The organism is Bradyrhizobium barranii subsp. apii, from assembly GCF_011516635.5.
Taxonomy (GTDB): Bacteria; Pseudomonadota; Alphaproteobacteria; order Rhizobiales; family Xanthobacteraceae; genus Bradyrhizobium; species Bradyrhizobium barranii.
In genome coordinates this window covers 7,676,548-7,702,079 of sequence record NZ_CP096255.1, presented here as the reverse complement: position 1 = coordinate 7,702,079, position 25,532 = coordinate 7,676,548, and the positions used below count along the sequence as shown (strand labels likewise).

Sequence of the window (25,532 nt, the reverse complement as noted above, 5' to 3'; positions counted from 1 at the left end):
GGATGAATTGTCTTCCGCACGTTCGGGAGTTGATGTAGCCTCGCATGAGAGCCGTCACCGGGACGTGCCGAACTCCCGGCAATCATCGGCGGCGTTTATGCCCACGGCGGGCAACGTACCATCATCATTTCAGATGCGAGACCGTTACGATCAGTTCGGAACGGCCGGAGAGTTATTGCCAAAAGCTCAGAGGAGAACATGCCATGCATTTTTGCCTCACTGGACAATATACACCACGCGCTCTCAACGCCATTTTGGAAAACCCCACGATCAATCGCCAGGAGGCGGCGACAAAACTCATTGAAGCGGCCGGCGGCAAGCTGATTTCGATGTACAGCGTTGCTGCCGACGGTCCGGGCGTTCTGGTGATTTTCGATGTGCCTGATCCGAGCACGGCTCCCGCCATCTCCGGTCTGACCGTCACGGTCGGCACCCTGCAGAACGTGAAACTGACCCGGCTGTTCACGCAGGACGAGATCAAGCAGGTCCGCCAGAACGCGGCGAAGCTGCGCTCTTCGTATAGTCCGCCCGGAGGCTGACATCCGGATCTCAAGCGAGGCCGCCGCAATCGTATCAGGCGGCGGCAACGCTTACCTCACAGCAAAAAGCAGGTCTGCGCGCTGAGGCGAGGCGAAGGCCTTCCGGCGTTCATCGACGGACGATGCGGGAGGGCGCGTGCTGTGTCCGGCGCCACAGGTCCGACTGAACGTGCTTGCCAGCGGACCCGTCAAGGGCGTGCAAGCCCGGCTCAGCGGTCAGTCCCCTCACCAGGCTCCAACAGCCATCATTCCGATGATGGTCAGGCACGAGACGCAGGCCACCATGACAGTATAGCATTCGGGTGTATTCATCGCTTGCTCCCAAACTGCCGCCAATTGCTTGGTCACTGCTACGCGGGAGAGTTCGCCGGTCTCGGGCCGCTTCAATGCGGCACGCCGCGACCGGTCTTGCGTTGTGCGTCCGTCCTCTCATCGTCACCCTGATCCGCAAGATGATGATGCGCTTCGGAAGCTTCAGAGCGTTGAGCTATGATCAGAAGCTGTTTCCGCATTTCAGCGAGGCGGGCGCGGCAATATTCACGATAGAGCATGTCTAGTATGGTGGGCATGATCACCCCCATCGTTGACTTTCGATTTAAAAAGTATCCACCGCGAATTTTCGAGGTGATCGTAGCCCGTCAGATGGCTCTTCCGATGTGAGCCCGTTCACAGACTGCATCAATTCCAAAGCTCAATGGTCGTTTGGTTGACTTGATGGTCTGTGCGACAAAGCAGCAGGGCTAATTACCTAACGCGCACTCTAGCAGCGCTCTGTTTCACCAGAACTTCGTCAAACAACTTAAGGGCGCCGAACCGCAACGAAAAATCCAACCACAGCGCGAAGTGACTTACCACGGAGTGCAAGCGCGATTCGATGCAACGCGAATCGGCGCGACGGAGAACATTTCGGCGGTGAGGCGCGCAGCCCAGGTACGCGCGAACATCGTCTCCATCCTCATGCTGCGCGAAAGGCTGTGCCGCTCGTGCGACGCCGGCAGGAGAGTTACACTTTGCTCACCCTGTAGCAGCCTGCCATTCAGGCAACATTCATCGCTAGACGCCTATCGGTTCCAGACGATCAGGAGAATCCGATGAAACTGCCATCCGTCGCTGCCAGTCTTCTGTGTCTGATCATTGCGCCCGTGTTTGCGCAGACGGCGCCGACGACGGCTCCAGCTGCTCCAACCGGCACGGTGCCAGTCCCCGCGACCAAGCGCGTCACGTGTCTTGCGACGACGCAAAGCCTGAAGGGCCAGGACAAGCGCGACCAGATGCAGCTCTGCATGGCGCAGGCACGGGTCGATTGTCTGAAGCAGGCGATCGATCAGAAAGTCGTCGGTGAGACCAGGAAGACTTTCATCAAGACCTGTGTGGGCGCGGATGGTCCCGAGCCGCAATAGCCGTGCGATGCCACGAACTCGGTACCGTTGGGCGGGCAAGGCGACTTGTCCGCCGAAGCTGAGCGAGCGAAGGCGGAAGCCGGCCTACGTTGTTCGTTGCGGTCGTAGAGAGATGGCGGGCACGGCGCGTCGCGCCTTTGCCCACCCTACGAGATCACGGCTGCGGCTTCAGCGCGCCGGGGAAATGCCGCTGCAGCACGGCGGCGGGCGTGGCGTAGGCCTCTTGCAGGTCCACGCTCCAGTACTTCAATTCGTCGAGCGGTATCCGCGTGTCGGTGATCGCGCAGCGCACGAAGGTCCCCGGCGAGATCACGCGGAAATCGCCGTCGAGATATTGCACCTGCGCTTCGCCATGGCCCGAGGGGCCGAACTTGTTCAGCACGGTCGAAAGTCTCCGTGGAAGGCCTCTCCGCGGAAAACCCTGGAGGGCACGATGTGTTGGACGGGATTTAGCATAGATAGGGTGGCTTGTCCGCCCGGTAAACCCACCGGTTTGTGATGTTTTGCCGCCGTTTCCGCATGATAGTGCTTCGCGCGAGGGATGGCCGGTTCCGGCATCTTCCACGGCAGAATCCGATGCGCCTTCGACTGACCGCCCTGTTCCTGATGTTGCTGATGTCGGCCGCGCACGCCGCGCCGGCGCCGCAGCAGGTCGACATTCCGCTGTCGTCCGGAATCCTGCATGCGCAGCTCTACAAGCCCGAAGGCGAGGGGCCGTTTCCGACCGTGATCGCGCTGCACGGCTGCGGCGGCCTCGGCAATCATTCAGAATCGGTGCTGCCGCGCTATCGCGACTGGGCGCTGCAACTGCTGAAGGCCGGTAACGCCGTGCTGCTGCCCGACAGCTACGGCTCGCGCGAGCTCGGGCCGCAATGCCGCGTCAAGGAGATGCACGTCAAGGCCCGTCGCGAGCGCGTCGCCGACATCGCGGCCTCGCGCGCCTGGCTGATGAAGCAGACTTGGGTCGCGCGCGACCGCGTCAGCCTGATCGGCTGGGCCAACGGTGCCAGCGCACTGCTCTGGGCGGTGCGTCCGCAGAGCGCTGCGCGCGAAGCCGGGCCGGATTTTCGCGCGGCGATCGCGTTCTATCCGGATTGCCGGATCTCCGCCGGCCTCGGCTGGAGCGCGCGGGTGCCGACCCTGCTGCTGATCGGCGCCAATGACGACGTCTCGTCGCCGCCGGCCTGCCGCCAGATGGTCGACGGCGCGCGCGGCCGCAGCGCGCTCACGCGCATCGTGGTCTATCCCGGCGCCTATCACGATTTCGACCGTGCCAATACGCCGCTGCACGCAGCTGCCGGCACCACCGACGCGGCCGCGCCCGAGCACGGCCATCTCGGCACGGACGCAGAGGCGCGCGCGGAGTCGCAGAAGGAAGTCGCGGAGTGGCTGGCGCGGTGAGGGCGGTCCTGTAGCTCGGATGGAGCGGGCTTGTCCCGCCGTAGCTCGATAGAGCGAAGGCGGAAGCGGGGCCGCCCGAGGAACAAATCTGGCGGACAGCCCCGCATCGACCACCGCCCTGCACGGAGTATGGCCGACCGTGAATCTACGTATCGCGTGTCGCGGCGGTTTCAGCAGGTGACGGCGCCTTAGTTCGACCACGATGTCGATTAAACGCAGTCCTCATGCGCAACCGCTTCGTCCTGTTCTCATCCGCACTGATCGTCTTCACCGTCGCGATCTTCCTGTTCGAAGCCCACGCCGGCGCGCCGATGATCGCGCCGGAACATTGCGGCTTCTGGACCACGATCGACGCGGGATTGTCCTGCCGGTAGGCGGGCTGCGCTCGCAATGACGAGGTTGTGGCGACACGCGTCCCCCGCACTCACTGTCATCGCCCGGCTTGACCGGGCGATCCAGTACGCCGAGGCAGCTGTGATTCACCGAGACGCCGCGGCGTACTGGATTCCCCGCTTTCGCGGGGAATGACAGCGTGGGCGGAACGCCGCCGTGGCGCTCAGAACAAATTGCCCTGATCCACCGGCTTGCCCGCGCGCTTCGGCGCGGGCTTTGCGTCTTGCGCGGCCGGCTTTGCTTGCGCCAACGCACGCTTTGCCGTCGGAACTGCACGATCCGCATCCGCCGTCGCACCGACACGGCCGTCCGCAAACTCGATCTCGACGCGCGCGCCGGGACCAATCGCGTCCGCCGCATGCAGGGGATGGCCGGCTTCATCCCGCACCAAGGCAAAACCGCGTGCGAGCACGCCGCGATACGACAAAGCGGAGAGCAGCTTGCCGCTGTTCTCGATGCGGGCATCCAGCCGCTGCAACAGCGTGACAAGCGCGCGGCCCGCGCGCTCGGCCAGACGATGCGTGCGCTCGCGCTGGCGGGCAATTGCGTTGCGCTGCGCCTGCGCATTCGAAAGTTTCGAGGCGCGCAAGCGCACCTCCAGCCCGGCGAAACGGTCGCGCCGTTGCCGCAGCAGCGAGCGCGCGGACAGGCCGAGCCGCTCGCCGCACACGGTGAGGCGGTGATCGGCCTGCGAAATCTGCCCGTGCAGCACCCGCAGCGTCAGCTTTGCGCTCGCCGCGGTAAACCGGCGGAAATGCGCGTGCGTGTTGGCCTTGAGGCCGCGGGGTAGCGACGCGCCCGCCGAATCCAGCCGCTGCCGCGGGATCGCGAGCAGATCGCCTGCCGCGGGCAGTGCGCGCGCGGCGGCGCGCAGCTCGCTTCGGCGGCTCTCATGGGCACGCTGCCAATAGGCGCGGGTGCGCCGCGCGAGATCGGCGACCTCGACGAAGAGATCGCTGCGCACCGGCACCGCCATCTCGGCCGCTGCCGTCGGCGTCGGCGCGCGCTTGTCGGCGACGAAGTCGATCAGCGTGATGTCGGTCTCGTGCCCGACCGCCGAGATCAGCGGGATCATGCTCTCGGCTGCCGCCCGCACCACGATCTCCTCGTTGAACGACCAGAGATCCTCCAGCGAGCCGCCGCCGCGTGCCACGATCAGCACGTCGGGCCGCGGAATCTTGCCGCCTTCCGGCAGCGCGTTGAAGCCGCGGATTGCGGCTGCGACCTGCTCGGCCGAGCCTTCACCCTGCACCTTGACCGGCCACACCAGCACGTGGCGGGGAAAGCGATCCTCCAGCCGATGCAGGATGTCGCGGATGACGGCGCCGGTCGGCGAGGTCACCACGCCGATCACCTCCGGCAGCCAGGGCAGCAACTGCTTGCGCGCCTCGTCGAACAGGCCCTCGGCGGCGAGCTTCTTCTTGCGCTCCTCCATCAGCGCCATCAGCGCGCCGATGCCGGCCGGCTCCAGCGCCTCGATCACGATCTGGTATTTTGAGGAGCCCGGATAGGTCGTGAGCTTGCCGGTGGCGATGACCTCGAGCCCTTCCTGGGGCTTGAAGCGCATCCGCCCGTGCACGCCCTTCCAGATCACTGCCTCGATCTTGGCGCTCTCGTCCTTGAGCGCGAAATAGCAGTGGCCGGAGGAGTGGGCGCCGCGGAAGCCTGAGATCTCGCCACGGACCCGGACATGGCCAAAGGCGTCCTCGACCGTCCGCTTCAGGGACTGCGAGAGCTCGGAGACGGTGAATTCGGGGGCGTTGAGCAGTGGTTCCGCAGGCGGCATCGGCAAACGATTCGGCATTTTGGGGTCAGACCCGACGTTAAGGATTTTCGCCGCGCGGCGCCAATCCTGGGATTGATATGGAGAGTACTCTGTATTATAGAGTTCTCTATAAATGATCAGTTCGAGGGAGTTTGCGATGGCGATGCGGTTGCTGCGGGGTTCTCTAAGCCTGTTGAAATGGGGCCTGTGCGCGGTTGGCGCAGTCGCGCTGCTGCTCACCGCCCTGATCGCGACGCCGCTGGAGCGGCCTGCGGAGATGCGCTCGGTCTCGGATTCCGCCAAGGGGATCGACTGGTCCACCCTCCCGCCGCTGGAGCGCTTCCAGGCCCGCGACGGTACCTGGCTTGGCTTCCGGCACTACGCGCCGAAGGGGACGGCCACCGACCGCGGCGCCATCTTCATCCATGGATCGTCCGGTTCCTCCGGCACCGTGAACCATGCCCTGACGGCAGCATTCGCCGCGCACGGCGTCGAGACCTGGGCACTCGATACGCGCGGCCACGGCGCCTCCGGCACGCGCGGTGATATCGGCTATGTCGGCCAGCTCGAGGACGATCTGGTCGACTTCGTCGCCCATGTCCGCAAGAGCGCGCCCGATTTGCCACTGACCTTGATCGGCCATTCCGCCGGCGCCGGCTTCTCGCTGCGCGTTGCCGCGACGCCGATCATGCAGGACCTGTTCGTCCGCACCGTCCTGATTGCGCCCTATCTCGGCTACGACGCGCCGACCAACAAACCGCACGCCGGCGGTTGGGCCAATGCTGACCTTCCGCGCTACTTCGGGCTGGCGGCGCTGCGCAAGCTCGGCATCGAATGCTGTGCGCAGCTTCCGGTGCTCGCCTTCGCCGTGCCGGCGAATTCGGCCAAGTACCTCACCTCCACCTATTCCGACCGCCTGATGCGCAATTTTGCGACGCGCGGCTATCGCCTTGATCTGCCCGGGGTGACACACCCGATGACGATTTTCGGCGGCGCCGACGATGAGATGATGATCTCGGACAAATATGCCGAAACCGTGCAGGCGGTGAAGCCGTCGGTCGACGTCAAGATGATCGACGGCGTCAATCACATGGGCATGGTCACCAATCCGAAGGCGGTCAATGCGATCGCTGAGGACGTGGCAACGCGCGGGGCAGGGCAGTCATGATCGACAGCAAGGAGGCGTCCGCAGCGCTGGCCGACATCGACGACATCGTCCAGCGCGTCAAGCAATCGCAGCTCTACGAACTCGCAAGCCTCGCAGCGGTCTGGTGGGGAGTCCTGGTGTTCGCAGGCAATCTCGTGACCTGGCTCTGGCCGGTCTACGCGGTCCACGCCTGGGTTGCCGTGGACATTCTGGGCGTCGGCGGTCTGGTCGGACTCCGGTTGCTCAATCCATCGCCCCGTCCGCATGGTGCCGCCTTCGATGTCAGGCTCGTTCTGGTCTTCGTGCTGTTCTTCGCCTTCGGCTATCTCTGCACCAACGTCGTCGGCCATTTCGGCCCACGCCAGCTCGGCGCGTTCTGGCCGCTCTACTTCATGCTGTTCTATACGCTGGCGGGTCTCTGGTTCGGCTACGCCTTCGTCGCGATCGGTCTTGGCATCGCTGCACTGACGTTGTTCGGCTTCTTCTACATCGGCGAGGCGTTCCCGCTCTGGATGGCCTTCGTCAATGGCGGCGGACTGATCCTCGGCGGACTCTGGATGCGGCGGATCTAGCGCATGGCCGAGCTCGACGACATCATCCACCAGCCGCTGCGGCTCAAGATCATGGCGGCATTGAACGCGCTGCCTGCGACTGCAGGTCTGGAATTTTCGAGGCTGAAAAAGCTCACCGGCGCCACCGACGGCAATCTCGGCGCACACATCGAGACGCTGGCGAAGGCGGGCTACGTCTCGGTCGACAAGGCCTTCGTCGGCAAGAAGCCGCAGACCACAGTCACCGCCACCGCCGCTGGCCGTGGCGCCTTCGCGCGGCATGTGGCGACGTTGCAGGAGATCATCGCGGGGAAGCAGGTTTGATCGTTTGAAGCTGGCGCGACTCTTACCCTTCCCTGGAGGGGGAGGGTCGATCGCGCGCAGCGCGAGCGGGGTGGGGTGATCTCTCAACACGGCCAGTGTTCATTGCGGAGAGACCGTCACCCCACCCCGTCTCACATTTCGCTGGGCTCAATGTGTGCCGACCCTCCCCCTCCAGGGGAGGGTAAGATTGGCTGTTCGCTGCGCCCCGGAATGACGGGGAGTTCGGGGCGTTTCCCCTTGAGACCCGCCGCGATTCGTGCGACCTCCGCCCCCAGCAAACCCCTTATTCTGAGCCCTCGATGCACATTCTCCTGCTCGGTTCCGGCGGCCGCGAACATGCCCTGGCGTGGAAAATCGCAGCCTCCCCCCTGGTGACCAAGTTCTGGTGCGCGCCCGGCAATGCCGGCATCGCGCGGGAGGCGGAATGCGTGGCGCTCGATGTCGCCGACCATGCCGCGGTGATCGACTTCTGCAAGACGAATGCGGTCGAGCTCGTGGTGGTCGGCCCGGAGACGCCGCTGGCCGCCGGCATCGTCGACGACCTCACCGCCGCCGGCATCAAGGCGTTCGGGCCGAGCGGGGTGGCGGCGCAGCTCGAGAGCTCCAAGGGGTTCACCAAGGCGCTCTGCACCGAATTCGGCATTCCGACCGGCGCCTACAAGCGCTTCACCAACGCCAATGATGCGCGTGCCTATGTCCAGAGCCAGGGTGCGCCGATCGTGGTCAAGGCCGACGGCCTTGCCGCCGGCAAGGGCGTCGTGGTCGCCAAGACCGTGCGCGAGGCCGAGGACGCCATCGCCATGATGTTCGAGGGCGCCTTTGGCGACGCCGGCGCCGAGGTCGTGATCGAGGAATTTCTGCCGGGCCGCGAGATCAGCTTCTTCGCGCTGTGCGACGGCGAGACCGCCATTCCGCTGGCTTCCGCGCAGGACCACAAGCGCGTGTTCGACCACGACGTCGGCCCGAACACCGGCGGCATGGGCGCCTATTCGCCGACGCCGCTGGTCACGCCCGCGATCCACGATGCGATCATGGCAAAGATCATTTTGCCGACGGTCGCCGGCATGAAGCAGCGCGGCACGCCGTTCCGCGGCATCCTTTACGCCGGGATCATGCTGACCACCCATGGCCCAAAGCTGTTCGAGTTCAACGTTCGCTTCGGCGATCCCGAGTGTCAGGTGCTGATGCTGCGGATGATATCCGACATCGTGCCGGCGTTCCTCGCCTCCTGCGACGGGGAGCTTAAGCACTTCGACCTGCGCTGGCATCCGGACTCCGCGCTCACGGTGGTGATGGCGGCGAAGGGCTATCCCGGCGACTATCAGAAGGGCACGCGCATCGAAGGCCTCGATGACGCCGCCAAGGTCGAGACCGCCGAGATCTTCCATGCGGGCACGGTTGAGAAGGACGGCGCGATGCTCGCCAATGGCGGCCGCGTGCTCAATGTCTGCGCGCTCGGCAAGACCGTGACGGAAGCGCAGGCGCGTGCCTATCAGGCCGTCGACCGCATCAACTGGCCGGAAGGCTTCTGCCGCCGCGACATCGGCTGGCAGGCGGTGGAAGCCGAGAAGGCCCGGGGCTGACAGGCTTTTTTCCGGAATACACGCATGCCGGCATCAAGATTGCCGTGTGCCTCCGCCCCGCCAGATCGACATTCCAAAATTGCGCAATCGCCTGTTGGGGTTAGCAACCCTCACAGGTGATCACCGTGCTACTGTGCATGGGGTTGTTTTCGACATTTTTGTTCGAGGCGGCCCAGGACTGATCAGACAGGACTGACCAGATAAGGATGCCGAAGATGTCCGATCTCGCCGACCTCTACCCCGGCTTCGCCTCCGAGTGGGTCAACACCTCCTCCGGCCGCATCTTCGCCCGCGTTGGCGGCAAGGGGCCGCCGCTGCTGTTGCTGCACGGCTTCTCCGAGACCAACGTGATGTGGCACCGCGTGGCGCCGCAGCTCGCCGACAAGTTCACGCTGATCATCGCCGATCTGCCGGGCTATGGCTGGTCCGACATGCCCGAGAGCGATGCGCAGCACATCCCCTACAGCAAGCGCGCGATGGCCAAGGCCATGGTCGAGGCGATGGAGCAGCTCGGCCACGTCCACTTCGCGCTTGCAGGCCACGACCGCGGCGGCCGGGTGTCGTATCGGCTGGCGCTCGACCATCCCGGCCGGCTGTCGAAGCTCGCCGTGCTCGATATCCTGCCGACCTATAATTACTGGGAGCGGATGAACCGCGCCTACGCGCTGAAGATCTATCACTGGACCTTCCTCGCCCAGCCGGCGCCGCTGCCGGAGACGCTGATCTCGGGCAATGGCGAGTTCTTCCTGCGCTTCAAGATGGCGAGCCAGACCAAGTCGAAGACGCTGGACGCCATCGACGCGCGTGCGCTCGAACATTACATCGCCCCGTTCCGCGATCCCGCCCGCGTGCATGCGATGTGCGAGGACTACCGCGCCGGCGCCTATTTCGATTACGACCTCGACAAGGTCGATTTCGAGGCCGGCAAGAAGATCACGGTGCCCATGCTGGCCCTGTGGGGTGGCGCAGGCATCGCCCAGGCCGCCGCCACGCCGCTCGATACCTGGAAGCAATGGGCGACCAACGTCGACGGCATGCCGGTGGACTCCGGCCATTTCCTCACCGAGGAGAACCCGGACGTCACCGCAAAGGCGCTGCGCGAGTTCCTCCTCGCGCCTTAACGCCGCTCCCGAAAGAAGTCCTTGAGCAGCCGCGCCGCCTCGCTCTCGCCGACCCCGGAATAGACATCCGGCGCATGATGGCAGGTTGGGGACGCAAAGAACCGCACGCCGGACTCGACGGCGCCACCCTTGGGATCGGCGGCGCCGTAATAGAGCCGCCTCACCCTTGCAAAGGAGATCGCGCCCGCACACATGGTGCAAGGCTCCAGCGTCACGTAGAGGTCGCAGTCGACCAGGCGCTCGCTGCCGATCTTCTTGGCAGCCTCGCGCAGCGCGATGATCTCGGCATGGGCGGTCGGGTCGTAATCGGTCAGCGTCCGGTTCGCCGCTGTCGCGATGACCTCGTAATTGCGGACCACGACGCATCCGATCGGAACTTCGCCCGCCTTTCCGGCATTTTCGGCCGTTTTGAGCGCCAAATCCATGAAAGAGGGGGCTTTCAAGCCTCGTATCATCGCCAGAAACCTGCTAGTAGCTCCGCCTTCAGCAAGAGTGAATACCGGATTTGCCTGAGCATGCGGCTCGAAGCGAGCGCGCACACTGCTTTCTGGCCACCCCCAAGTGAGATTATTCATGCCTCGCGACAGCGACAAAGACAACGATTCCCGCGGCCGGCGAGGCCCGGCAAGGGGAGGCCCGCCCAAGGGCCGGTCCGGCAAGCCGCGTGGCCCTGAGAAGAAATTCGCCAAGCGCGGCCCTGAGGGCAGGGGCGACGCCCGCCCGCCCCGTGGCGACCGCGACAGCCGTCCGCCTCGCGTCGACCGCGGGGATCGTCCGTTCCGCCGCCGCGAGGAGGGCGATGCCCCGCGCCGCGATTTCAGCGACCGTCCGAAATTCAAGCGCGACGACCGTGGTGGTGAGGAGCGCGGCGAGCGCAGCTTCAAGCCGCGCGGCGACCGCCCGTTCTCCGATCGCGGCGCGCGCGATGGCGAGAAGCGGCCATTCAAGCCGCGTGGTGATCGACCGTCCTATGGCCGAGACGAACGTCCGCCGCGGAGCCGGGATCGCGACGATTCCCGTCCCGCCGGCCGGTTCGGTGACAAGAAGTTCGGCGACAAGCGGCCCTACGCGCCACGTGGCGACCGTCCGGAACGCAAGTTCGACGGCGAGCGGAAGTTTTCGCGCGGCGCACCGGATCGCGAGCGCGACCGTGGGGATCGCAGCGACCGTCCGCGTGACTTCGGTGACCGCCCGCGCGATCGTGGCGAGCGCAGCGATTCAAAGCCGTGGCAGAAGCGCGACGCGGGTCCGCGTGGCGATCGTCCGCCGCGCAAGGACTTCAGCAAGGGTCCGCGCAAGGATTTCGGCGGCCGCGACCGCAGCGAAGACAAGCCCTGGCAGAAGCGCGAGGATCGGCAGGGTGGCGGCGATGACCGTCCGCGTTTCTCGCGTTCGCGCGACGATCGCGCGTCCGGCGATCGTCCGTTCCGCGAGCGGCCCAAATTCGATCGACCCAAGTTCGATCGGCCGCGCGACGATCGTCCGAAATTCGATCGGCCCCGTCGTGATGGCGATGGCGAACGCGGCGGTGACCGTCCCAAATTCAATCGTCCGCGCGAGCGCAGCGAAGGCCGCTCCGACTGGCACGAGCATCCGCGCAGCGAAGGCCGCTTCGGCGACCGTCCGCGCCGTGAAAACGAGGATGAGAGCAGGATCTTCGAGAAGCGCCCCGCCTTCGGTGGTCGCGGTGCCTATCGTGACCGTGATCGGGATTTCGAGGGCCGTCCGCGCCGTGACGAAGCACCGAAGCCGAAGAAGGCCGGCGAGCGTATCGCAAAAGTGCTGTCGCGTGCGGGCCTCGCCTCGCGCCGCGACGCCGAGGAGATGGTCACGCAGGGCCGCGTCGCCGTCAACGGCCGCGTCATCAATTCGCCCGCGCTCGACATCACCTCGAACGATGTCGTCACCGTCGACGGCAAGCCGTTGCCGGAGCGCGAGCGCACGCGGCTGTTCCTCTATCACAAGCCGCGCGGGCTGATGACCACGCATGACGACCCCGAGGGCCGTCCGACCGTGTTTGACAATCTGCCCGAAGGCCTGCCGCGGCTGATCTCGATCGGCCGCCTCGACTTCAACACCGAAGGCCTGCTGCTGCTCACCAACGACGGCGGGCTCGCGCGTACGCTCGAGCTGCCGGACACCGGCTGGCTGCGCCGCTACCGCGTCCGCGCCCATGGCGACGTCACCCAGGCGCAGCTCGACGAATTGAAGAACGGCATCGAGGTCGAGGGCGTCAAATACGGTCCGATCGAGGCGACGCTGGAGCGCGACCAGGGCGCCAATGTCTGGCTGGTGTTCGCGATCCGCGAAGGCAAGAACCGCGAGGTGCGCAACGTCTGCGCCCATCTCGGGCTCGAGGTGAACCGGCTGATCCGCGTGTCCTATGGACCGTTCCAGCTCGGCGAGGTTCCCGAAGGCCAGGTCGAGGAGATCAAGTCACGCGTGCTGCGTGATCAGCTCGGCGACAAGGTCATCGAGAAGTCGGGCGCGCAGTTCGACGTGCCGAAGAAATCTTCTTCACCCGACGGCGAAGCGCCGCGCGAGAAGAAGCCTGCCAGCAAGCGTGACGTGATCAACGATCGCAAGGGCCGCCGCGTGCTGGTACAGCGCACCGGCAGCGAGGAGGCGCGCGAGCGCAACGAGTCCGAGGCCAACGGCTACGGCCCGCCGCGCCGCCCCAAGCGCGGTTATCACGGCAAGCGCGATCTGACGCCGCGGGAGGACTGATTGCGCGTCGTCGGCGGTCGTTTGAAGGGGCGCAATCTCGCCTCACCGTCCTCGCGCGACATCCGCCCCACGGCGGACCGCTTGCGCGAGTCCGTGTTCAATATCCTCGTGCACGCCTATGACGATCCGATCCAGGATGCGCGCGTGCTCGATCTCTTCGCCGGCACCGGTGCGCTCGGCATCGAGGCGTCCTCGCGCGGCGCAAAGTTCACGCTGTTCGTCGACAACGGCGCCGAGGCCCGCGCGCTGCTGCGTAACAACGTCGAGACGCTCGGCCTTGGCGGCGTGACCAAGGTCTATCGCCGCGATGCGACGGATCTTGGCCCTGCGCATCCCGTCGAGCCGTTCTCGCTGGTGTTCCTCGATCCGCCCTATGGCCAAGGATTTGCGGAGAAGGCGCTTGTGAGCTTGCGCGACGGTGGCTGGCTCACACCGGGTGCGCTGCTCGTGGTGGAAGAGGCGAAGGCCGCGCAGTTCGTGACGCCGGAAGGTTTCGAGGAATTGGAGCGGCGGGCGTACGACGACACGGAGTTCGTGTTTTTGAGGAAGCCGTAGTCTCGCTGCCGTAGGGTGGGCAAAGCGTAGCGTGCCCACCGCTTCTATCGCGATCATGAAGAGATGGTGGGCACGGCGCGTTGCGCCTTTGCCCACCCTACGACACCGGGCTACCGCCGCCCGAACAGCTTCTCCACATCGCTCAGCTTCAGCTCGACATAGGTCGGGCGGCCGTGATTGCACTGGCCGGAGTTCGGGGTGTCCTCCATCTCGCGGAGCAGGGCGTTCATCTCCTCGGGCCGCAGCCGGCGGCCGGCACGCACCGAGCCGTGGCAGGCCATGGTCGCGGCGACGTGCATCAGGCGGCGCTCCAGCGGCAGCGCCTCGTCCCATTCGGCCATATGCTCGGAGAGATCGCGCAGCAGCCCGCCTGCATTGGTCTTGCCGAGCAGCGACGGCGTCTCGCGCACCGCGACCGCGCCGGGGCCGAAGGACTCGATGGCGAGGCCAAACGATGCGAGCTCTTCGCTGCGCTCCAGCAGGCGCTCCACCGTGGCCTCGTCCATCTCGACGATCTCGGGGATCAGAAGGATCTGCCGTTGCACGCCGTTGGCGGCGAGCGAGGCCTTCAGCCGCTCATAGACGATGCGCTCATGCGCGGCGTGTTGGTCGACGATGATCAGGCCGTCGCGGGTTTGCGAGACGATGTAGGTCTCGTGGATCTGCGTGCGCGCCGCGCCGAGCGGGCGGTCGACGAGGTCGCTGACGGGTTGGGTCTCGATCCGCACGTCCGCACTGGGCGCGCCGACATCGAACGCCGCCTGTGCGCGCTCGGCGAAGACGGGCGCAGCCGATCCGTCGAACGACGGCATCGGTGCGACCGGGGCGGATGGCGAGGCGCGCCAGTCCCAGCTCGCAGGCCGCGGCGTGAAAGCGGGTCGGAACGAGGACAACGCGCTCTCGCCACTGTTGGCGGCCGTGCGTCGGCCCTCGCGCGCGAGCGCGTCCTTCAATCCGTGAACGATCAGCGCGCGCACGAGGCCGGCATTGCGGAACCGCACCTCGGTCTTGGCCGGATGCACGTTGGCGTCGACCTCGCGCGGATCGAGCGCGACGAACAACGCCAGCACCGGATGGCGGTCGCGCGGCAGATAGTCGGCATAGGCCCCGCGCACGGCGCCGAGGATCAGCTTGTCGCGCACGGGACGGCCGTTGACGAAGAGATATTGCCCGAGCGCATTCGCCTTGGTCAGCGCGGGCGCCGCAGCATAGCCGGCGACCACGACGCCCTCGCGCTCGGCATGGACCTCGATGGCGTGGCTGCGGAACTCCGCGCCCAGAATGTCGCCGAGCCGCGTCAGCCGTCCGGCGGCGCCGGGCAGCGCGGCGGTCCAGGTCACCGGCGCGCGCTCTTCGCCCGCGAGCGTGAAGGCGACGTCGGGCCGCGCCATGGCGAGGCGCCTGACCACCTCGCGGATCGCCTCCGCCTCGGTGCGGTCAGTCTTCAGGAATTTCAGCCGCGCGGGCGTTGCATAGAAGAGGTCGTTGACCTCGACGCGCGTGCCGTGGGCCAGCGCCGCCGGCATGATCTCGGACTTGTCGCCGCCCTCGACTGACAGCGCCCAGGCATGTGGTTCGCTCGCGTGCCGCGTCGTGATGGAGAGACGCGCGACGGAGCCGATCGAAGGCAGCGCCTCGCCGCGGAACCCGAGCGTGCGGATCTGGAGCAGGTCCTCGTCGTCGAGCTTGGAGGTGGCGTGGCGTTCGACCGCGAGCGCGAGGTCCTTCGCGGTCATGCCGCCACCGTCATCGGTGATGCCGATCCGCCGCCGCCCGCCGCCATCGGTGAAGACGTCGATCCGGCTCGCGCCGGCATCGATGGCGTTCTCGACCAGTTCCTTGACCACGCTTGCCGGACGTTCGACCACCTCGCCGGCGGCGATGCGGTTGACGATTTGCTCTGGCAGTTGGCGGACGGGCATGGGGCTTTCGATCTGGATTCGCTAACGGCGCTATTCTAGGCCGTGTTGCGTCAAAAGCATGTGTTGGGCAACAGCCGTGTGGCGGCCTGGGGAAAAGGGATGCCTATCACATTGAAGAGATTGGACGTTCGAGAAAATCGCGCAACCGGGACGGAGCGATCGTTCTGCCTGCCGTCCTGATTGTGGGGGCACGGGCAGCGGTGTAGCATTGTGAAAAAATGGCAACAGGACGGGAGGACGCCATGTGCAATTTCTTCGCGCACCAGCCCCAACGCAACTACGAATCCCAGACCCGCTCGTTGCGGATCGGCGGGCACTGCACATCGATCCGGCTGGAAATGGCGTTCTGGGACACGCTGGAGGAGATCGCGGCCAAGGAGAGCATGAGCGTCGGCAAGTTCCTGACCACGCTCTACAACGAGGTGCTCGACCATCACGGCGAGGTCAATAATTTGGCGTCGCTGCTGCGCTGCTCCTGCCTGATCTACCGCTCCCGGAGCATGGTGCCGGTGCAGGAGTTCAAGGCAACCGTCGCGCCCATCCTGGATGCGGCCGAGTAGCTAGCCCGTCTTATTCGTCAGAGGGCGCCTGAGAGGCTGGCGAGCGTGGTGTAAAGCGCTGATGCGGCGTAGGATTCGGTTGCAAAGCCAACCCCATCACCTTCAGCCGCGAACACCACGCCCGCCATGACCGACGATACGATTCTGCCCTTCTCGTTTCCAGCCGTTCACGCCAAGAAAGTCACAGCTGCCTTCGATGGCGGTCGGCTGACCTCGAACGGGGGCGTGATGCTTCTGGCGATGGCCGAGCGGCGTCTCGGCTTGGCCGACAATTTGGCCCGGGTGTTCCCGGATCGGCGCGATCCGACGCGGGTCGTGCACAGCCTGGTCGATATGTTCCGCGCGCGCATGTTCGCGATCTGCTGCGGCTACGAGGACGCCGACGACCTCGATCATCTGCGGTCCGATCCCGCATTCAAGCTGGCCTGCGGACGGCTGCCGGACACGGGTCGCGATCTGTGTTCCCAACCGACGCTGTCGCGTCTGGAGAATGCTCCGCGCCTGCGCGACGTGATCCGACTGACCTACACTTTGGTCGACGCATGGATGGATAGCTACCCGCGCGAGCCGGCATCCGTCACGCTCGACATCGATGATACCTGCGATGTCGTCCACGGCCATCAGCAGCTCTCGCTGTTCAACGCTCATTATGACGAACGCTGCTTCCTGCCGATCCACGTCTACGACACGGAGAAGAGCCGGCCCGTGGCGGTCGTGCTGCGGCCCGGCAAGACGCCGGGCGGCGTCGAGGTGCGTGCCCATCTGCGCCGCCTGGTACGGCATATCCGGACGCGGTGGCACAACACGCGAATTACGTTCCGTGGCGACGGGCACTATGCCCGGCCGGAGGCAATGGCGTGGTGCGAGACCAACGGCATCGACTACATCTTCGGTCTGTCCGGCACCAAGCCGCTCGCCAGAAAAGTCGACGCGGTCGCCGACGACATCCGCACGCGACGCGCCATCGAGAACCTGCCGGTTCTGCGCGGCTATACCGAGACGCGCCACAAGGCAAAGTCCTGGGATCGCGAACGACGCACCGTCGCCCGTATTGAGGCGACGATGCTCGGCCTCGACATCCGCTTCGTCGTCACCAGCCTCGATGTCGGCTCGGCCGAGTGGATCTACGACAGCCTGTATTGCGCGCGCGGCCAAGCCGAGAATCTGATCAAGCTGCATAAGACGCAGCTCGCCTCCGATCGCACCAGTTGCCGTTCGGCGCTCGCCAATCAAGTCCGCCTCGTTCTCCATACCGCCGCTTATTGGCTGATGCTGACCGTGCGCGACGCCATTCCCAAAGTCCGGGAATTGGCCACTGCCGAGTTCGCGACGCTGCGTCTTCGGCTCTTGAAAATCGCCGCCCGGGTTGTCGAGACCAAGAGCCGCATTCGCCTTGCGTTCGCCGCGGCATGTCCCGAAGCCGACCTGATCCGCAGCTTGCCCGGCGCGCTGCTGCCGCTCGGTCCTTGACCGGTGGGGCGTCCGCCCGCGTTCACCCAACCCATCCCTCAAGCGCGTTGCAAAGTACCGGTCGTCAGGCGGTGAAAAGCCGAAGGCAATCCTGTGCGCCTCGTCAGCGGAGGTGTGCGGATGCACCAGTCGGACCAAAATACCGCGCTCTCACGAATAGGGCGGGCTAGTCGTCCGTGAACAAGGCTCTAAGAGTCTGTCCGGAAAGATTACCTTGGATTGCATAGCTTTCGCAGCATGAGTCGGATGGAGGCCAGCTTGAGAAAGGCGAGCGCCCTGTGATTGAAGCATTCCCAATCTTTGGACAGTCTTCGGCATCGCCCGAGCCAGGCAAAGGTACGCTCGACGATCCAGCGTTTGGGCAAGACGACGAAACGGTGAGCCTGATCGGAGCGTTTGACGATTTCGAGGTTCACGCGCTTCAGAGCGCTACGCAGCCCCTTCTGGAAATGTGGCCCTTGATATCCGCCGTCGGCGTAGAGCTTCAGAAGAAAGGGATAGAGGCCGAACAACGTTGCCATCAGGAGCACGCCGCCGTCGCGATCCTGGATGTCCGCCGCATGCACGATGGCGTGCATCAAGAGGCCTTGCGTGTCGACGAGAATGTGCCGCTTCTTGCCCTTGATCTTCTTGCCCGCGTCGTAGCCATGGAGATCATGAGGCCCCCTTTTTCAGCGCTTTTCACGCTCTGGCTATCGATGATGGCGGCGGTGGGAGAAGCCTCGCGCTCGGCCCTTTCGCGACATTCGACATAGAGGGCGTGATGAATTTTATCGAGCGTGCCGTTCCAGCTCCACAGATCGAAGTAGCCATACAGCGTCGAGCGCGGCGGCAGGTCCTTGGGGATCGCGCGCCACTGGCAACCTGTGCTCAGGATGTACATCAGCCCGTTGGCAATCTCGCGCAGGTCCACCGTACGCTTGTTGCCGCCGCGCTTGGCCGGCGGGATGCGAGGCGCGATCAGCGCCCACTCCTCGTCGGTCAAGTCGCTCGGATAGCGCAGGCGGCTGCGGTCGTAGCGTGCACGGTTCTCGGTAGTCCACATTGGCGGCGCGTCCCCATCGAATCAGGCCGCTCACCTTGAATCACAACCGATTCATTCGACTCAACATGTTTTGGAACAGACACTAAGCGATTGAGCGAGAGTCTGTTTTTCGGATTTGAGACGGTTTGAGATTGCAGGGATTGGGAGGTAAAGACCGCCAAAGCCTGCAAATTCGATTGTGGATTGAACGAAGCCGCTGCCGCGGCGTAGGGGGCAAGGTGGCATAGATCGCCTCCTGGCTGAGAGGATGTGGGTGTTGGAGCCCACCCCCTCAGACAGGAGTATCGAGATGGCCGATTTGAGCCCTCTTCGCCGCCGCATGATCGAAGACATGACCGTCCGCAATCTGTCGCCGGCGACGCAAAGATCCTACATCAGCGCGGTTTCGAAGTTCAGCCGCTATTTTGGCCGATCGCCTGACCGGTTAGAGCTGGAAGACGTCCGCGCCTTCCAGGTGCATTTGGTCTCGACCGGCATCTCATGGCCGGCGCTGAACCAGATCGTCTGTGCGCTACGGTTTTTCTACGGCGTCACGCTCGGCGAGGCGCTCATCCCAGAGCGCATTCCCTATGCGCGAGAACCGCGCAAGCTGCCGGTCGTTCTCAGCGCCGACGAAGTGGTTCAGTTTCTTGAAGCGGTATCGAGCCTGAAGAGCCGCGCCGCGCTCACCACCGCCTATGCGGCCGGGCTCAGGGCCTCGGAGGTTGCGGGACTGCGGATCGAAGACATCGACAGCGCCCGCGGCGTCATCCAGGTGCGCCACGGCAAGGGCGCGAAGGATCGCAACGTGATGCTGTCGCCCCAGCTGCTGGGCATCCTGCGCACCTACTGGCGGCTCGCCCGGCCGCGGCTTTATCTGTTCCCTGGTCGTGACGAAGATCATCCGATCGATCAGACCGTGCTGCATGCCGCCTGCCGGTCGGCGGTGAAGGCTGCGGGCCTGACCAAGCGCGTCACGCTGCACACGCTGCGCCACAGCTTCGCGACACATCTTCTCGAGAACGGAACCGATATCCGGATCATCCAGGTCTTGCTCGGGCACAATAATTTGTCGTCGACAGCGCGCTACACGCAGGTCGCCACCGATACGATCCGAGCGACGCAGAGCCCGCTCGATCGCCTGTCGCTGGAGGTGACGCCACCTGGATGACCCGCAGCGGGATGCGGGTCATGACCCGCTCCGACATCCGCTCCAACAGGCCCGCCATCGAGATTGCCGATATTCTGCGCCGGCATGGCGACGCCTATCGCCGTGTACATGCCGGTCATCTGGGGCGGGTCGAGCGGCGCGTGATGAGCGCGATCGTTGCGTGCCGGACCGAGGCGCTCGGCGGCCACATGCAGGCTTGCGACGACTGCGGCACGACACGCGTTGCCTATAATTCCTGCCGCAATCGGCACTGTCCGAAGTGTCAGGGGAGAGCCCGAGCCGCGTGGCTCGCCGCGCGTCAAGCCGACCTGCTTCCGGTTCCCTATTTCCACGTCGTCTTTACACTTCCCGCACCGATCGCCGCGATCGCTTTCCAGAACAAGGCCGTCGTCTATGCCATCCTGTTCAAGGCTGCCGCCGAGGCGATGACGACGCTCGCCGCCAATCCACGCCGGCTCGGCGGTGCGATCGGCGGCGTCGCCGTCCTCCACACCTGGGGACAGACGCTGATGCATCATCCCCACGTCCATTGCGTCGTTCCGGGTGGCGGCCTCTCGCCCGATGGCGCGCGCTGGACCGCTTGCCGACCGAACTTCTTCCTGGCCGTCAAACCGTTGTCCAGACTATTTCGCACACTTTTTCTCAAACGTCTGTCGGCAGCCTTCAACTCCGGTGCCTTGCGTTTCTTCGGCGATCTCGGAGCTCTGGCCGAGCCGGCTGCCTTTGCGGCCCACCTCGACGCCATGCGACGCATCAACTGGGTTGTTTACGCCAAGCGGCCCTTCGGCGGACCCGCACAGGTCCTGGCCTATCTCGGCCGCTACACCCATCGCGTCGCGATCGCCAACAGCCGGCTCGTCGCACTCGACGACGATCATGTCGCCTTCTCATGGAAGGACTATCGCCAAAACAGCGCGACAAAGATCATGAATCTCAAGCCCGATGAGTTCATTCGCCGTTTCCTGCTTCATACGCCGCCTGACGGCTTCCACCGCATCCGCCACTTCGGCTTCATGGCCAACCGCCATCGCGCTGCCAAGCTCGCCCTTTGCCGCGAACTTCTCGATCATGAGCGAACAGCCCCAAACGATGGCCAGCCGTCGCCTGTGGATTCGGAGGCTCAAACCTGGGCCGAGGTTCCTGCCTGTCCCGATTGTGGTGGCGTCATGCGCATCATTGAGCGCTTTCGACATAGCTTCAGACGCCCCAGCCCTCGAACATCACCGTTCCGATGCGACACATCGTGAGCCAAGTCATGTCGTGCACGACGATCATCATTCGTCATTTCGCTCCCAGCGTCTCGATCATCGCGGACGATGTCGAATCCGTGCTGTCACACTGCGCGACAACAACCGTCCGATGCAGCAAAAGGCCTATCGCGATCTCAGGCGAAGCGCGTCTGATCTCAACTCTTCCAGGATGCGCACTCCTGTGTCTCTGCCTCACGCGCCGAGCCAGCAGATCGGGCATGGCGATCTCGAACAATCCCCATAGCTGCAAAACCGCGAATAGCCTCCCGCGCCTTCGTTCAATCCGGCTTCAATGAGGTCGCGTCATAAGCGCCTGCCGCGCCCTCGCGTGAGCGCGACCTCACAGAACCCTCCAGATTCCCTTTCGCAGCGGACCATGATTCTGTGTTGCATCGGAGGGGACGATGCGACCGAAGAAGCACAAGACGACGGGATCGAACGACCTGTTCCGGGCGCGGCTGGACCAGATCATCAATCTGAAGCACGAGCTGGTTCTGTTGGCCGGCAAGATCGATTGGGACTGGATCGACGGCGAGATCGCGCCGCTCTACAGCGAGAACGGCCGGCCGGGGATCGAGACCCGCTTCATGATCGGGCTGCTGTTGCTCAAGCAGATTTACGGGCTGTCCGATGAGGGGATTTGCGAGCGCTGGGTCCACGACCCGTATTTCCAGTACTTCACCGGCGAAGAGTTCTTCCAGCACGCCTTCCCGCACGAGCGATCGGACCTGAGCCATTGGCGCAAGCGGCTCGGCGACAAGCTGGAACTGCTGCTGGCCGAGAGCCTGCGGGTGGCGCACGAGGCCGGCGCGTTACGCGGCCAGGACCTCAAGCGGGTCACGGTCGATACCACGGTGCAGCCAAAGGCCATCACCTTTCCGACCGACGCCAAGCTGCTGCATGCGGCCATCAAGGGGCTCAATCGCCTGGCGAGAAGGCACGGCGTCAGGCTGCGGCAGTCCTATTCTCGGATCGCCAAGGCCGCCGCGATGATGGCGGGCCGCTACGCCCATGCCAAACAATTCAGGCGGCATCAGCGGCAGTTGCGTATCCTGCGCTCAAGGCTCGGCCGGATCATCCGCGATATCCGCCGCAAGATCGACGGCCAGCCAGCCCTGGAGGAGGCGTTCGCCCTTCCGCTTGGCCGGGCCAGCCAGATCCGCTCGCAGCAGCAGCGCCAACGCGGCTGGAAGCTTTATTCTTTCCATGCCCCGGAGGTGGAGTGCATCGGCAAGGGCAAGGCCTCCGCGCCGTACGAGTTCGGCGTCAAGGCTTCCATCGTCACCAACAACCGCCGAGCTCCCGGCGGTCTGTTCGTGCTACACGTCAGGGCGCTGCCCGATAATCCGTATGACGGTCACACCCTGCGCGACGTCATCGACCGCACCGAGGCACTCACCGGCTGTCCGATCGAGCGGGCCTATGTCGACAAGGGGTATCGCGGCCACGACGCTCAAAATCCACGTCGCGTCTTCATCTCCGGCCAGAAGCGCGGCGTCTTCGGGATCATCAAGCGCGAGTTGCGCCGCCGATCCGCCATCGAGCCCATCATCGGACACCTGAAGGCCGAAGGTCACCTCGGGCGCTGCTACCTCAAAGGCCGCGCAGGAGACGCCGCCAACGTCGTCCTCTCCGCCGTAGGCCACAACTTCCGCCGCATCCTCGCCTGGCTGAGAGATTTCTTGGACCTGTTCCTGATCCGGATATGGCGCACGTTCACATGTCCCATCCCGCTCAATTCGGATTCTTAACGGACGACACAGTAGTTTGAGCATTGTTTTGCTGCGACGCTGCATTGCATGAAAATCGATTTGATTTTTTCGGTGCACTGCCGCAATGTCGCTTTGTTTAGTTAAGATATACTTCGGCGCACATCGAAAAAATTAGATCGATTTGCTCGCAATTCTGATTGCGAGTGGTGACGAGGCAGCGAGGTTCGGATGGCTGTAGCAACTTACGGTTCGGAAAACTATTATTCGGTTATCTCGAACCGACGCGGTGCCCTCCAAAGACCCCTGCAAGTGGCTTTGATCGCCGGAGACTTCGTCGCCGTACTGCTCAGCTATTTCGTGGCGAGCGGCCTTTATCGCGTGCTCGTGATCGAGCAGGACTCATCCGTCGGAGCAGGCCTGGTCGTCGGCGCGGTGTTCGTGACCATCGCTTACTTCCAGGGCGTCTACGATCACCATCGTCTGCTGAACACGGTCTGGCAGCTGCGCAAGGCCCTGGCGGTCTGGCTGATCTCGCTGACCATTCTCGCCGTCGAGGCGTTCCTGCTCAAATCGTCCGCGGACCTGTCGCGCGGAACCACGCTTCTGTTTGCCGCCACCGGCGGCGTCGCCTTGGGCGGTCTGCGCGTGCTGTGGCGTCTGGCGCTGACCTCGAGCTACGCCAAGGGCCGTCTCGTGGACCGCAAGGTCGTGCTGCTCAGCCTCAAGCCTATCGATTTCACCTCGACCCGGTTCAAGGATCTGCGCAAGCACGGCTTCAACGTCGTGCGACATTTCGTGCTCGATCCGTCTGAAGAGGGCGCGGGCTGGGATCACGAGATTCGCGACATCACCCGTCAGGCGCGCACGGCGGATGTGGAAGAATATCTCCTGGTCATCGACTGGGACGAGATGCCGCTTCTCCAGAAGCTGAGCCAGCATCTGCGCGTTGTCCCCCAGCCGATCCGCCTTCTGCCAGATTTCCCGATCGCCGATCTGGTCTCGCGTCCGTTCCAGCCCGTCAGCGGCACGGTCGCGATCGAGATCCAGCGCGCGCCGCTCAGCGTGTTCGAGCAGGCGCAGAAGCGCTGCCTCGACATCGGCCTTGCCTCGTTCGCGCTTCTGCTGCTGGCGCCGCTGCTGATCACGGCTGCGATCATGATCAAGCTCGATTCCAAGGGCAAAGTGATCTTCAAGCAGGCCCGGCGCGGCTTCAACGGCAAGCAATTCGATATCTGGAAGTTCCGCTCGATGACGGTGGCGGAGAACGGTCATGTGGTCACGCAGGCGACGAAGAGCGACGCGCGGGTGACCCGTGTCGGCCGTGCGCTGCGGCGGACCAGCATCGACGAACTGCCGCAGCTCTGGAACGTTCTGCGCGGCGAGATGTCGCTGGTCGGGCCGCGCCCGCATGCGCTCGCGCACGACAATTACTACGATCCGATCATCAGCAACTACGTGTACCGGCATCACATGAAGCCGGGCCTGACCGGTTGGGCCCAGGTCAACGGCTTCCGCGGCGAGACGCCGACCATCGATCTGATGGAAAAGCGGGTCGAATACGACATCTGGTACGTCAGCAATTGGAGCATCTGGCTCGACATCAGGATCATCCTGAAGACCGCGCTGGCGCTGATCCATCAGGAAGCCTACTGAGCCCGGCCGACGTCGGGCGCGCGTTGCCGCGCCCGACCCGCACGCCGCCCGTGCAGGGGGGAAACGGCCTGCATTTTGCAGCATGTGATTCGTTGCTGCCCCTTTGACGATTTGCCCCCCCCAAAAAACGCCGAGCCTTGCAGATTGAGCCATCGCCTCGCCAAGTTCGTCGCCTTGCCGTTGCTCGTCACCTGGGCGATCGCTGCCGCCTGTTCTCATGCGAACGCGTTGGAGTGGGGGGTCGGCGGACCGCCGCAAAAGCGCAGGGATCTCGCGCCGATCTTTCAGCTCATGAGGGAGCGCGGGCTCACGCAATACAGGACCGGTCTCAATCTGACGCAAGATGCCGAGCCGGGCGAAGCCGCGATGTTCCGGCAAACCATTGCGCTCGCCAGAAAATATTCGATCACGCTTCATCCTCTGATCAACTTCCCCTTCCGCTACGGTGACCGCACCGACAAGGGGCGGTACCCCAAGGGAGACCGGGACGCGCTCTACAGGCAGGGCTACGACCGCACCTACGCGTTCGTCCGGCAATTCAAGGACGATGTGTCCGACTGGGAGCTTGAGAACGAGATCAACCTGCTCGCGGTCGATTCCGACGGGAAGAAGCTGTTCGGGCGCGGGATGACCGCGGCGGACTTCGAAATGCCGGTGATGGAAGACTGGGCCCAGGTGTTGCACGGCGCATCCGATGCCATCGACCAGATCAACCGCGAGACCGGAAGTCGTCTGCGCAAGGTGCTGAACACGACGTCGACGATGCTGGGCTTCCTCGACTTCATGGAGTCCCGCGGCGTGAAATACGACGTGATCTCCTACCACTATTACGAGGTGGCGGGGCAGAACCCGCATCGGCACTGGAATGGACGCAATCCGCCCTTCGACCTCTTCAAGAAGCTGGCGTCCTATCACCGCCCGGTGACGTTCAACGAGGTCAATTGCGCCGAGATCTACAAGCCGGCCTATGGAAATCGGCCCGGCGATCCCCTGACGGAGCAATGCCTCCGGTCGCTGCGGGACACCTTCCAGTATCTGAAGAACCAGAAAGACGTCGAGATCGAGAGCGTGATGGTCTACGAGCTGTTCGACGAGCCGCAGAAGAAGCCGCCGGAGAACAGGTTTGGTCTGATGTACGAGATCGACAGGCCCAAGGTTGCGCTCTTCCTTCTTTCGGAATTTGCCGGCGGCCGCCTGTCGGCTGAAGAATCGACTGAGTTGAGAACCAGGGGACTGTAGCTTTCGGTCTCCGTGCGAAGAAAAG

General features: G+C 64.4%; 23 protein-coding genes and 1 pseudogene. 19 read left to right on the top strand and 5 right to left on the bottom strand.

Going from position 1 to position 25,532, the window contains the following annotated elements:
• Positions 1-203 precede the first annotated feature (203 nt).
• The 3 genes from HAP41_RS36950 to HAP41_RS36940 all read left to right on the top strand — a co-directional run bounded on the left by HAP41_RS36950 (position 204) and on the right by HAP41_RS36940 (position 1,939).
• Complete coding sequence (locus HAP41_RS36950) at positions 204-539, top strand: GYD domain-containing protein (protein ID WP_063985608.1); 336 nt, start codon at positions 204-206, stop codon at positions 537-539.
• A 386-nt stretch (positions 540-925) separates the two neighbouring features.
• On the top strand, positions 926-1,096 hold the full coding sequence (locus HAP41_RS36945; RefSeq protein WP_166083903.1) for a hypothetical protein: 171 nt from the start codon (positions 926-928) through the stop codon (positions 1,094-1,096).
• 534 nt (positions 1,097-1,630) lie between these two features.
• Positions 1,631-1,939, top strand: coding sequence for a hypothetical protein (locus tag HAP41_RS36940; protein ID WP_166083905.1), 309 nt, complete (start codon positions 1,631-1,633; stop codon positions 1,937-1,939).
• Positions 1,940-2,093: 154 nt separating this feature from the next.
• Here HAP41_RS36940 and HAP41_RS36935 read toward each other — a convergent pair whose 3' ends face one another.
• Positions 2,094-2,321, bottom strand: coding sequence for a DUF2093 domain-containing protein (locus HAP41_RS36935; RefSeq protein WP_014491939.1), 228 nt, complete (start codon positions 2,319-2,321; stop codon positions 2,094-2,096).
• Positions 2,322-2,515: 194 nt separating this feature from the next.
• Here HAP41_RS36935 and HAP41_RS36930 point away from each other — a divergent pair, with 194 nt between their 5' ends.
• Entirely contained in the window at positions 2,516-3,340 is an 825-nt protein-coding gene (locus HAP41_RS36930; protein ID WP_166083918.1) for a dienelactone hydrolase family protein, read from the top strand.
• A gap of 224 nt (positions 3,341-3,564) precedes the next feature.
• Positions 3,565-3,714, top strand: a complete 150-nt coding sequence (locus HAP41_RS36925) for a hypothetical protein (RefSeq protein ID WP_008130160.1) — start codon at positions 3,565-3,567, stop codon at positions 3,712-3,714.
• Positions 3,715-3,896: 182 nt separating this feature from the next.
• Here the strand turns inward: HAP41_RS36925 and xseA are convergent, their stop codons facing one another.
• Complete coding sequence (gene xseA / locus HAP41_RS36920) at positions 3,897-5,537, bottom strand: exodeoxyribonuclease VII large subunit (protein WP_166083957.1); 1,641 nt, start codon at positions 5,535-5,537, stop codon at positions 3,897-3,899.
• A gap of 118 nt (positions 5,538-5,655) precedes the next feature.
• Here xseA and HAP41_RS36915 point away from each other — a divergent pair, with 118 nt between their 5' ends.
• The 5 genes from HAP41_RS36915 (at position 5,656) to HAP41_RS36895 (ending at position 10,224) form a co-directional block, all read left to right on the top strand.
• Positions 5,656-6,666, top strand: coding sequence for an alpha/beta hydrolase (locus HAP41_RS36915; RefSeq protein WP_071909519.1), 1,011 nt, complete (start codon positions 5,656-5,658; stop codon positions 6,664-6,666).
• Positions 6,663-7,217 (top strand): hypothetical protein, encoded by a 555-nt coding sequence (locus HAP41_RS36910; RefSeq protein ID WP_166083966.1) that lies wholly within the window; start codon positions 6,663-6,665, stop codon positions 7,215-7,217. The genes HAP41_RS36915 and HAP41_RS36910 overlap by 4 nt, the downstream gene beginning before the upstream one ends.
• A gap of 3 nt (positions 7,218-7,220) precedes the next feature.
• A complete protein-coding gene (locus HAP41_RS36905; protein ID WP_063985603.1) occupies positions 7,221-7,520 on the top strand; it encodes a winged helix-turn-helix domain-containing protein in 300 nt (99 codons plus the stop codon).
• Between the two features lie 299 nt (positions 7,521-7,819).
• Positions 7,820-9,103: a phosphoribosylamine--glycine ligase gene (gene purD, locus HAP41_RS36900; protein WP_166083977.1), complete on the top strand. Its 1,284-nt coding sequence runs from the start codon at positions 7,820-7,822 to the stop codon at positions 9,101-9,103.
• 215 nt (positions 9,104-9,318) lie between these two features.
• On the top strand, positions 9,319-10,224 hold the full coding sequence (locus tag HAP41_RS36895) for an alpha/beta fold hydrolase (RefSeq protein WP_166083983.1): 906 nt from the start codon (positions 9,319-9,321) through the stop codon (positions 10,222-10,224).
• Here the strand turns inward: HAP41_RS36895 and HAP41_RS36890 are convergent.
• A complete protein-coding gene (locus HAP41_RS36890) occupies positions 10,221-10,679 on the bottom strand; it encodes a nucleoside deaminase (RefSeq protein ID WP_071909524.1) in 459 nt (152 codons plus the stop codon). The genes HAP41_RS36895 and HAP41_RS36890 overlap by 4 nt on opposite strands.
• Before the next feature lie 118 nt (positions 10,680-10,797).
• On the opposite strand from HAP41_RS36890, the gene HAP41_RS36885 reads away from it, so the two are divergent.
• Positions 10,798-12,951 carry a pseudouridine synthase gene (locus HAP41_RS36885; protein ID WP_166083995.1) on the top strand — a complete coding sequence of 718 codons (2,154 nt, stop codon included), beginning with the start codon at positions 10,798-10,800 and terminating at the stop codon, positions 12,949-12,951.
• Positions 12,952-13,506, top strand: a complete 555-nt coding sequence (gene rsmD / locus HAP41_RS36880; RefSeq protein WP_166084009.1) for a 16S rRNA (guanine(966)-N(2))-methyltransferase RsmD — start codon at positions 12,952-12,954, stop codon at positions 13,504-13,506.
• A 110-nt stretch (positions 13,507-13,616) separates the two neighbouring features.
• On the opposite strand, the gene mutL is transcribed toward rsmD, so the two are convergent.
• Positions 13,617-15,428, bottom strand: a complete 1,812-nt coding sequence (mutL, locus tag HAP41_RS36875) for a DNA mismatch repair endonuclease MutL (RefSeq protein WP_166084028.1) — start codon at positions 15,426-15,428, stop codon at positions 13,617-13,619.
• Between the two features lie 242 nt (positions 15,429-15,670).
• On the opposite strand from mutL, the gene HAP41_RS36870 reads away from it, so the two are divergent.
• Positions 15,671-15,988: a ribbon-helix-helix domain-containing protein gene (locus tag HAP41_RS36870; protein ID WP_166084038.1), complete on the top strand. Its 318-nt coding sequence runs from the start codon at positions 15,671-15,673 to the stop codon at positions 15,986-15,988.
• Positions 15,989-16,114: 126 nt separating this feature from the next.
• Positions 16,115-17,458 carry an IS1380 family transposase gene (locus HAP41_RS36865; RefSeq protein WP_166053720.1) on the top strand — a complete coding sequence of 448 codons (1,344 nt, stop codon included), beginning with the start codon at positions 16,115-16,117 and terminating at the stop codon, positions 17,456-17,458.
• A 209-nt stretch (positions 17,459-17,667) separates the two neighbouring features.
• Here the strand turns inward: HAP41_RS36865 and HAP41_RS36860 are convergent.
• A pseudogene (locus HAP41_RS36860) lies at positions 17,668-18,503 on the bottom strand (IS5 family transposase).
• A 289-nt stretch (positions 18,504-18,792) separates the two neighbouring features.
• Between HAP41_RS36860 and HAP41_RS36855 the strand changes: the two are divergent.
• The 5 genes from HAP41_RS36855 to HAP41_RS36835 all read left to right on the top strand — a co-directional run bounded on the left by HAP41_RS36855 (position 18,793) and on the right by HAP41_RS36835 (position 25,507).
• Positions 18,793-19,653, top strand: a complete 861-nt coding sequence (locus tag HAP41_RS36855) for a tyrosine-type recombinase/integrase (RefSeq protein ID WP_029085027.1) — start codon at positions 18,793-18,795, stop codon at positions 19,651-19,653.
• A gap of 20 nt (positions 19,654-19,673) precedes the next feature.
• Positions 19,674-20,900, top strand: coding sequence for an IS91 family transposase (locus HAP41_RS36850; protein ID WP_166053869.1), 1,227 nt, complete (start codon positions 19,674-19,676; stop codon positions 20,898-20,900).
• A gap of 407 nt (positions 20,901-21,307) precedes the next feature.
• Positions 21,308-22,654 (top strand): IS5 family transposase, encoded by a 1,347-nt coding sequence (locus tag HAP41_RS36845; protein ID WP_166053956.1) that lies wholly within the window; start codon positions 21,308-21,310, stop codon positions 22,652-22,654.
• Positions 22,655-22,843: 189 nt separating this feature from the next.
• The gene (locus tag HAP41_RS36840) at positions 22,844-24,268 is read left to right on the top strand and encodes an undecaprenyl-phosphate glucose phosphotransferase (RefSeq protein WP_166084077.1); all 1,425 of its coding nucleotides are present in this window, start codon (positions 22,844-22,846) and stop codon (positions 24,266-24,268) included.
• 144 nt (positions 24,269-24,412) lie between these two features.
• On the top strand, positions 24,413-25,507 hold the full coding sequence (locus HAP41_RS36835) for a glycoside hydrolase family protein (protein ID WP_166084079.1): 1,095 nt from the start codon (positions 24,413-24,415) through the stop codon (positions 25,505-25,507).
• Positions 25,508-25,532 lie beyond the last annotated feature (25 nt).